General features: G+C 67.7%; 6 protein-coding genes and 1 pseudogene. 3 read left to right on the plus strand and 4 right to left on the minus strand.

The features are described 5' to 3' along the window. A pseudogene (locus tag D183_RS27085) lies at window positions 1-126 on the minus strand (glycosyl transferase); the annotation flags it as partial. Window positions 127-136: 10 nt separating this feature from the next. Further along, window positions 137-334 (minus strand): zinc-finger domain-containing protein, encoded by a 198-nt coding sequence (locus D183_RS0120245; protein WP_017910604.1) that lies wholly within the window; start codon window positions 332-334, stop codon window positions 137-139. 180 nt (window positions 335-514) lie between these two features. On the opposite strand from D183_RS0120245, the gene D183_RS0120250 reads away from it, so the two are divergent. Beyond that, window positions 515-775, plus strand: coding sequence for a helix-turn-helix domain-containing protein (locus D183_RS0120250; RefSeq protein WP_225851569.1), 261 nt, complete (start codon window positions 515-517; stop codon window positions 773-775). A 464-nt stretch (window positions 776-1,239) separates the two neighbouring features. On the opposite strand, the gene D183_RS0120255 is transcribed toward D183_RS0120250, so the two are convergent. Both D183_RS0120255 and D183_RS0120260 read right to left on the minus strand, forming a co-directional pair. Continuing rightward, window positions 1,240-3,525 carry an NADP-dependent malic enzyme gene (locus D183_RS0120255; protein ID WP_017910606.1) on the minus strand — a complete coding sequence of 762 codons (2,286 nt, stop codon included), beginning with the start codon at window positions 3,523-3,525 and terminating at the stop codon, window positions 1,240-1,242. A gap of 148 nt (window positions 3,526-3,673) precedes the next feature. After that, entirely contained in the window at window positions 3,674-5,038 is a 1,365-nt protein-coding gene (locus tag D183_RS0120260) for a dicarboxylate/amino acid:cation symporter (RefSeq protein WP_026144702.1), read from the minus strand. Window positions 5,039-5,487: 449 nt separating this feature from the next. Here D183_RS0120260 and D183_RS0120265 point away from each other — a divergent pair, with 449 nt between their 5' ends. Then, window positions 5,488-6,660, plus strand: coding sequence for an OprO/OprP family phosphate-selective porin (locus D183_RS0120265; protein ID WP_017910608.1), 1,173 nt, complete (start codon window positions 5,488-5,490; stop codon window positions 6,658-6,660). A gap of 316 nt (window positions 6,661-6,976) precedes the next feature. Continuing rightward, window positions 6,977-7,701, plus strand: a 725-nt coding sequence (locus D183_RS25435; RefSeq protein WP_039728967.1) for a cache domain-containing protein, incomplete at its 3' end; no start/stop codon positions are given.

Raw genomic sequence — 7,701 nt, forward strand, 5'->3', positions numbered from 1 at the left:
GCCGGCCGACACGACCACGGCGCGATGCCCGGCCTCGACCAGGGCCTGGGCGATTTCCAGGGTGGACCGCTCGACGCCGCCGGACTCCAGCGCCGGCAGCAGCTGCACCACGGTCAGGCGGTGCATCGAACCCGGATCAGTCGACCAGCACGAAGACCGCGCCGCAGTACGGGCACTTGGCTTCCAGGCCCGGCTCGTCCTCGATCGGCAGGTAGACCCGCGGATGCGAGTTCCACAGCGCCATCTCCGGGGTCGGGCAGCTCAGCGGCAGGTCGACGCGGCGCACCTCGTAGCGCGTCTGGGCATTGGCGGGCGCGGTGGCGGTATGGCTCATGGCGGTGGGGACACGGCAAAAAGGGACAGGCGATTCTAGCAGCCCGTCCCGCCACGGGCGCGGTGCGCGGCGGCGGCCCCAGGCGGTCCTTTCACGCGCCTTTCCGGTTCGCTTGATACGGAACCAACGCACCACTATGCTGGCATCACGCGGCGCCGACATGCCGCTTTGAGGTGTCTCGTGGATATAGGTGTGCGTTTGATGCAGGCGCGGCGAAATGCCGGTTTCACACTGCGCGAGCTTGCCGCCTTGCTGGGCGTGGCGCATAGCACCCTGGGTCATTGGGAGAACAACCGTTCGGTCCCCAATGCCCGGCATTTGCTGAAGATCGCCGAACTTACCGGCGTCGATGCGTATGTGCTGCTGACCGGCAAGCCGTCCAAGCTGAATCAGACCGACAGCGACAGCCTGCCGTTGCCGGTGGGCAAGCGCATGGCCTGAGCGCGGCGCGGCGCCACTGGCGCCGTTCCCGTGCCCGGCTCGACCCTGCGCAGCCCAGGTGCCGGCTGCGCGTGAAGACGCGATTCGCACTGCGACATTCGCTGTCGCCCCGATATGAAACCGCTTCCAGCCCCGCCCTTTCGCTGATCTCGCCGCAATCCGGCGCAGCGGTTGCGGCACTCTTGCCGCTTCAGCGCCACTCCCTCACTGCTCCTGGCGCACCGCGGCCGCCTCCCCTGCCACTCATTCCGTCTGCGGCGACATCGCGCGCTCAGGCACGGCCTCGTGCACGACTCGCACGTGAGGCGCGCGCAGCGCGCGAGCGGATCTCCTGAAGACATGAGGGTGGCAGCCGTACTGCCAGCCGTGCCGTGTGCGCACGCCCGAAGCGCCGCTGCAGCACGTGCAGCCGCACCGGCACCGCAGTCATGCGGGCCGGTGCGGGCTGGAAGCCGCGTGGCGGCTTATTTTTCCGCTTCGAGCTGCTTGCGGATCTGCGCATCGACCGCGGCGATCGCGGTCATGTTCATCACCCGGCGCGAAGTGGCGCTGGTGGTGAGGATGTGCACCGCCTTGGAAATGCCCATCAGGATCGGGCCGATCGCCACGCCGTCGGTGAACACGCGCACCAGGTTGTAGGCGATGTTGGCCGCTTCCAGGTTCGGCAGCACGAACAGGTTGGCGCGGCCCTTCAGCGTGCTGTTGGGCATGATCTGCTTGCGCAGCGCCTCGTCCCACGCGGTATCGCCCTGCATCTCGCCGTCGATGTTGAGTTCGGGCTTGCGCTTGAGCAGCGCCTCGCGCACCTGGCGCATCTTCAGCGCGTCGCGCGAATCGTGGCTGCCGAAGTTGGAGTGCGACAGCAGCGCGATGTTCGGCTCGATGCCGAACAGCTTCAGGCGATAGGCGGCCTGCAGCGTGGCTTCGACGATCTGCTCCACGCTGGGATCTTCCTGCACGTGGGTGTCGACGAAGAAGAACGCGCCCTGCTGGTTGATCACACCGGTCATCGCCGAGGTCGAACTGACCCGCGGCTCCAGCGGAATCACGCTGCGCGCGTAGCCGAGCTTCTTGTGGAAGCGGCCGACCACGCCGGTGAGCAGCGCATCGGCTTCGCCGCGCGCGACCATCACCGCGGCGATCAGCGTCGGCCGCGAGCGCATCAGTTCCTTGGCCGCGGTGACGGTGACGCCGCGGCGCTCGGTGAGCGCGTGGTAGTACTGCCAGTAGTCGTTGAAGCGCGGATCGTCGTGGATGTTGGTGATCTCGAAATCCACGCCGGCGGTGATGCGCAGGCCCAGGCGCTGGATGCGCGCCTCGATCACGTCGGGACGGCCGATCAGGATCGGGAACGCCAGGCCCTCGTCGATCACGCTCTGCACCGCGCGCAGCACCACTTCCTCTTCGCCCTCGGCATAGACCACGCGCTGCTTGTCGGCGCGGGCGCGGTCGTACACCGGCTTCATCATCAGGCTGGTGCGGTAGACGAACTGGCTGAGCTTGTCGCGGTAGGCGGCCATGTCGGCGATCGGCCGCGTGGCCACGCCCGAATCCATCGCCGCCTGCGCCACCGCCGAGGACAGCTCGACCAGCAGGCGCGGATCCAGCGGCCGCGGAATCAGGTAGTCGGGGCCGAAGCTCGGCGTCTCGCCGCCGTAGGCCGCGCCGAGGTCGGAGGCCTCGCGCCGCGCCATCGCCGCGATCGCCTTGACGCAGGCGATCTTCATTTCCTCGTTGATGCCGGTGGCGCCGACGTCGATGGCGCCACGGAACAGGTAGGGGAAGCACAGCACGTTGTTGATCTGGTTCGGATAGTCCGAACGGCCGGTGCCGATGATCGCGTCCGGACGCACCGCCTTGGCTGCCTCCGGCGTGATCTCCGGATTCGGATTGGCCAGGGCGAAGATCACCGGCTGCGGCGCCATCGTCGCCACCATCTCCGGCTTGAGGATGCCCGCGGCCGACAGGCCGAGGAAGATGTCCGCGCCCTCGACGATCTCGGCCAGGGTGCGCTTGTCGGTGTCGCGGGCGTAGCGCGCCTTGTCCGGGTCCAGGTCGGTGCGGCCGGTGTGGATCACGCCGTCGCGATCCAGGGCCAGGATGTTCTCCGGCTTCAGGCCCAGCGAGACCAGCATGTTGACGCAGGAGATGCCGGCCGCGCCCATGCCGGTGGTGGCCAGCTTGACCTCTTCGATCTTCTTGCCGGTGACCACCAGCGCATTGAGCACGGCCGCGCCGACGATGATCGCGGTGCCGTGCTGGTCGTCGTGGAACACCGGGATGTTCATGCGCTCGCGCAGCTTGCGCTCGACGATGAAGCACTCCGGTGCCTTGATGTCTTCCAGGTTGATGCCGCCGAAGGTCGGCTCGAGGCTGGCGATGATGTCGACCAGCTTGTCCGGATCGTTCTCGTTGATCTCGATGTCGAACACGTCGATGCCGGCGAACTTCTGGAACAGCACGCCCTTGCCTTCCATCACCGGCTTGGATGCCAGCGGGCCGATGTTGCCCAGGCCCAGCACCGCGGTGCCGTTGCTGATCACCGCCACCAGGTTGCCGCGCGCGGTCAGTTCGCTGGCCTGTTTCGGATCGGCGACGATGGCCTCGCAGGCGAAGGCCACGCCCGGCGAATAGGCCAGGGAGAGATCGCGCTGGGTCAGCATGGGCTTGGTCGCGGAGACCTTGATCTTGCCCGGCGGCTGTTGGCGGTGATAGTCGAGGGCGGCCTGTTTGAAATCGTCGTTTGACATCGAGGGCTTCTTTTGTCGAAAGGCGCGGAGGCCCGGAATTCTACCCCCAGCCGCAGGAGCGGTCCTGTCTGGCGGCTGTCGCCACGGCGTTGGGGGCAGGAAAAAAGCAACGCGCCGGCAAGGCCGGCGCGTCGTGTGGTGCAAGGGATCAGCGCGTGGCGAGCGGTTCGGCCGCCACCGCCGGCAGCGGCACGGCCTCGCCATCCAGCGCCAGGCGCAGACGGTCGCGATCCAGCGCATTCTCCCAGCGCGAGACCACCACGGTGGCTACCGCATTGCCCATGAAGTTGGTCAGCGAGCGGCACTCGCTCATGAAGCGGTCCACGCCCAGGATCAACGCCATGCCGGCGACCGGCACTTCCGGCACCACCGCCAGCGTCGCCGCCAGGGTGATGAAGCCGGCGCCGGTCACGCCGGCCGCGCCCTTGGAGCTGAGCATCGCCACCAGCAGCAGCGTGATCTGATGGCCCAGAGTGAGTTCGGTGTTGGTGGCCTGCGCGATGAACAGCGCCGCGAGCGTCATGTAGATGTTGGTGCCATCGAGGTTGAACGAGTAACCGGTGGGCACCACCAAGCCGACCACCGACTTCTCGCACCCGGCGCGCTCCATCTTCTCCATCAGCGACGGCAGCGCCGATTCGGACGAGGACGTGCCCAGCACCAGCAACAGTTCCGTCTTGAGGTAGCGGATCAGCTTGAAGATCGAGAAGCCGCACAGATAGGCGACGGCGCCGAGGATCACCACCACGAACAGCAGCGAGGTGACGTAGAACGAACCGACCAGCCAGGCCAACTGCACCAGCGAGTGCAGGCCGTGCTCGCCGATGGTGTAGGCGATCGCGCCCAGCGCGCCGATCGGCGCGGCCTTCATCAGGATGTGCACCAGCTTGAACACCGGCGCGATCAACGCCTCCAGGAAGTTCAGGACCGGCTTGCCGCGCTCGCCGACCATGGCCAGCGACACGCCGAACAGCACGGCGACGAACAGCACCTGCAGCACGTTGGTCCCGACCAGCTTGCCGTTGACCACCTGGTCGCCGGTGAACGCGCCGAGCAGCGAGTTGGGGATGATGTCCATCAGGAAGCCGACCAGGGTCAGGTCGTGCGACTTCTGCACGTAGCTGGCGACCTTGCTCTGGTCCAGCTTGGCCAGGTTGACGTCCATGCCCGCGCCGGGCTGCACCACGTGCGCGACGATCATCCCCACCACCAGCGCCAGGGTGGAGAAGAACAGGAAGTACACCATCGCCTTGCCGAACACCCGGCCCACCGTCTTCAGGTGCGTCATGCCGGCGATGCCGGTGACGATGGTCAGGAAGATCACCGGCGCGATGATCATCTTCACCAGCTTGATGAAGGCATCGGCCAGCGGCTTGAGCTGCGTGGCGAACTGCGGCTCCAGATGGCCGAGTACGGCACCGATGACGATGGCCACCAGCACCTGGACGTAGGTATGCCGGTAGAACGGCACCGGCCGCGGCGCAGGGCTGGCCGGGGAAGTTGAGATATGCATCGAAGGCGCTCCGGGACGGTCCGCCCACCCGACGCGGGTCGCGGAATGCTGCCTTTGTACGCGTCGCCAGCGTCTAAGCAGATAACCTATTGGTACTAGGCCCGGCGCCGCGCCGTGTCGACGCGGTTACAGTGGCGCGGCAGGCTCACGGAAGGGCTGACGCTACGCCGCACGCAGACGCCGCCCCTCGCGGCCGATGGCGGCGTGGCCGCCATCGCAGCGCACGTCTTCAGGGGGAGACGGCGCCGCAGGACTGCAACATCGCCGTAAAGAACGGCCGGGCGCGTCCGCTATTGCATGCAGGGGGCATCACGTCCGGCACCGTGTCCGCGTCGCAGCGGCCTCACCGTTCGCGTGCGGTCCACCGCCGCACTGCCCGCGCCATCCATGGCACCACCAGCCCGGCCGGGGACTGCCGCGCCTTCATTCCTTACCGAGACGACTCCATCATGCGCCACACTCTCCTCTTCGCTGCGCTGGGCCTGACCGCCGCCGCTCCCGCCGTCGCCGCCAACGGTTTCGACGAGTGGCCGACCAAGGTCGCCTTCAACGACGGCACCGAACTGGCCGTGACCGGCAACTACGCCTACGACTGGAACAACTTCTCCAACGACGACGGTCGCCTGGAGGACGACAACGCGTTCCGGCGCAAGGAGTTCGGCGCCACGTTGAAGAAGAAGGGCGTGTACGACGCGATGGTGTACTTCGACTTCCAGTCCAAGCTGTGGCTGGACGTGTTCTTCCGCTTCGAGACCAAGGCCCTGTTCGGCGCCGACTACGGCAAGGTGCGCCTGGGCTACATCAAGGTGCCGGTGGGCCTGGAAGGCGTGACCAGCTCGCGCGCGGACAGCTTCATGGAAGTGGCGCTGCCGGTGCAGGCCATCTACCAGGGCCGTCGCACCGGCGTGGAGTGGACCTTCGAGCGTCCGCAATACCTGCTGCAGGCCGGCGCCTACGGCGGCAAGGACCTGCAGGGCGACAACCCCGGTACCACCCAGGCGGTGCGCGGCGTGTGGACCCCGTTCAAGGCCGACGGCGACGTGCTGCACCTGGGCCTGGCGTACTCGCAGGAGAATCCGCGCGGCTACCACAACGGTCTGGACGTGAGCTTCAGCCCGCGCGCGCGCTTCCGTGCGCGTCCGGAAGCCGGCCTGACCGACGTGCGCCTGATCGATTCGGGCACGCTGGTCGACGTCGACCAGGTGCGCCGCACCGGCCTGGAGGCGATCTGGATCAAGGGACCGTTCTCGATGCAGGGCGAGGCGCTGCGCGCCGACGTGACCCGCGACAACGGCCGCCCCGACTACACCGCCGACGGCCAGTACGTGTTCGCCAGCTACGTGCTGACCGGCGAATCGCGGCCGTACAGCGCCGGCAACGTCGGCAACATCAAGCCGGCCAACGCCTACGGCGCGGTCGAACTGCTGGCGCGCTACAGCCGCCTGGACCTGGACGACGGCACGGTGCTCGGCGGCCGCCAGCACGACTGGACCTTCGGCGCCAACTGGTACCTGACCAGCCACTTCAAGTTCCAGGTCAACTACGTGCGCGCCGATGCCGAACGCGCCGGCGTGCACGTCAAGCCGAACTCGCTGGACGTCCGCGCCCAGGTCCAGTTCTGAGCCAGCGCACGCCGGCCGATCCGAGGCGATCGGCCGGCGTGCACCCCGCTGCGCCAGCCGCAAAGGCTGCGCAGCGAGCCGCAGGAGGGGCGTCGGCGATGCCAAGGCCCCTTGGGTGATGCGGCCTCGGCGCCCACAGCGTGTTCGCGGCACATCCGCGAGACGACACCGGCGACGTTCCCTGATGCGATCGCCGTTGCACCTGCCGGCGGTTTCGGCTCGTTGGCGCTCCGCGACGCCAACCATCTCCGCCGCATGCCGCAAACGGCGGCGCACCCTCTAAGCTGATGCGGTCCCGTCCGCCGCGTTCTTCCGCATGCCTTCGCTCCTGCGCCATCGTCGCCTGATCCTGCTGCTGGTCGTCATCGTCGGCGGCATGGTGCTGGCGATGCTGTCGGCGCAACACGTCGCCGAACAGCGCGCGCTGCGCGCCGAGAGCGTGCAACTGCGTCAACAGCTGGAGCTGTATGCGCAGACCCTGCAGCAGCGCATCGACCGCTACCGTACCCTGCCGCAGGTGCTGGCGCTGGATCCGGAACTGCGCGACGCCCTGACCCATCCGCTGGACGCGGCCACCCAGCAGCAGTTGAACCTGAAGCTGGAGCGCGCCAACGACGTCACCCGCTCCTCGACCCTGACCCTGATCGATGCCAACGGCGTGGCCCTGGCCGCCAGCAACTGGCGCCTGGCCAGCAGCAACGTCGGCGCCGACTACAGCTTTCGCCCGTACGTGAAGCAGGCATTGGCGCAGGGCAAGGGCCGCTTCTACGGCATCGGCATGACCACCGGCGTGCCCGGCTACTTCCTCTCGCAGGCGATCCTCGACGCACGCGGGCGCCCGCTCGGGGTGATCGTGATCAAGATCGAACTGGCCGCGCTGGAGCACGAATGGCTGCGCGTGCCCGACGTGGTGCTGGTCAGCGACAGCCACGGCGTGGTGTTCCTGTCCAGCCGCGACGTCTGGCGCTATCGCCACTTGCAACCGCTCAGCGCGCACGAGCGCGACGAACTGCTGGCCACCCGCCAGTACGCGCAACAGAC

The sequence above is a fragment of the Xanthomonas sp. SHU 199 genome (assembly GCF_000364665.1).
GTDB lineage: Bacteria > Pseudomonadota > Gammaproteobacteria > Xanthomonadales > Xanthomonadaceae > Xanthomonas_A > Xanthomonas_A sontii.

Coding starts and splice junctions, on each gene's coding strand:
- D183_RS0120245 (WP_017910604.1), bottom strand. CDS start 334: ATGAGCCATACCGCCACCGCGCCCGCCAATGCCCAGACGCGCTACGAG.
- D183_RS0120255 (WP_017910606.1), bottom strand. CDS start 3,525: ATGTCAAACGACGATTTCAAACAGGCCGCCCTCGACTATCACCGCCAA.
- D183_RS0120260 (WP_026144702.1), bottom strand. CDS start 5,038: ATGCATATCTCAACTTCCCCGGCCAGCCCTGCGCCGCGGCCGGTGCCG.
- D183_RS0120265 (WP_017910608.1), top strand. CDS start 5,488: ATGCGCCACACTCTCCTCTTCGCTGCGCTGGGCCTGACCGCCGCCGCT.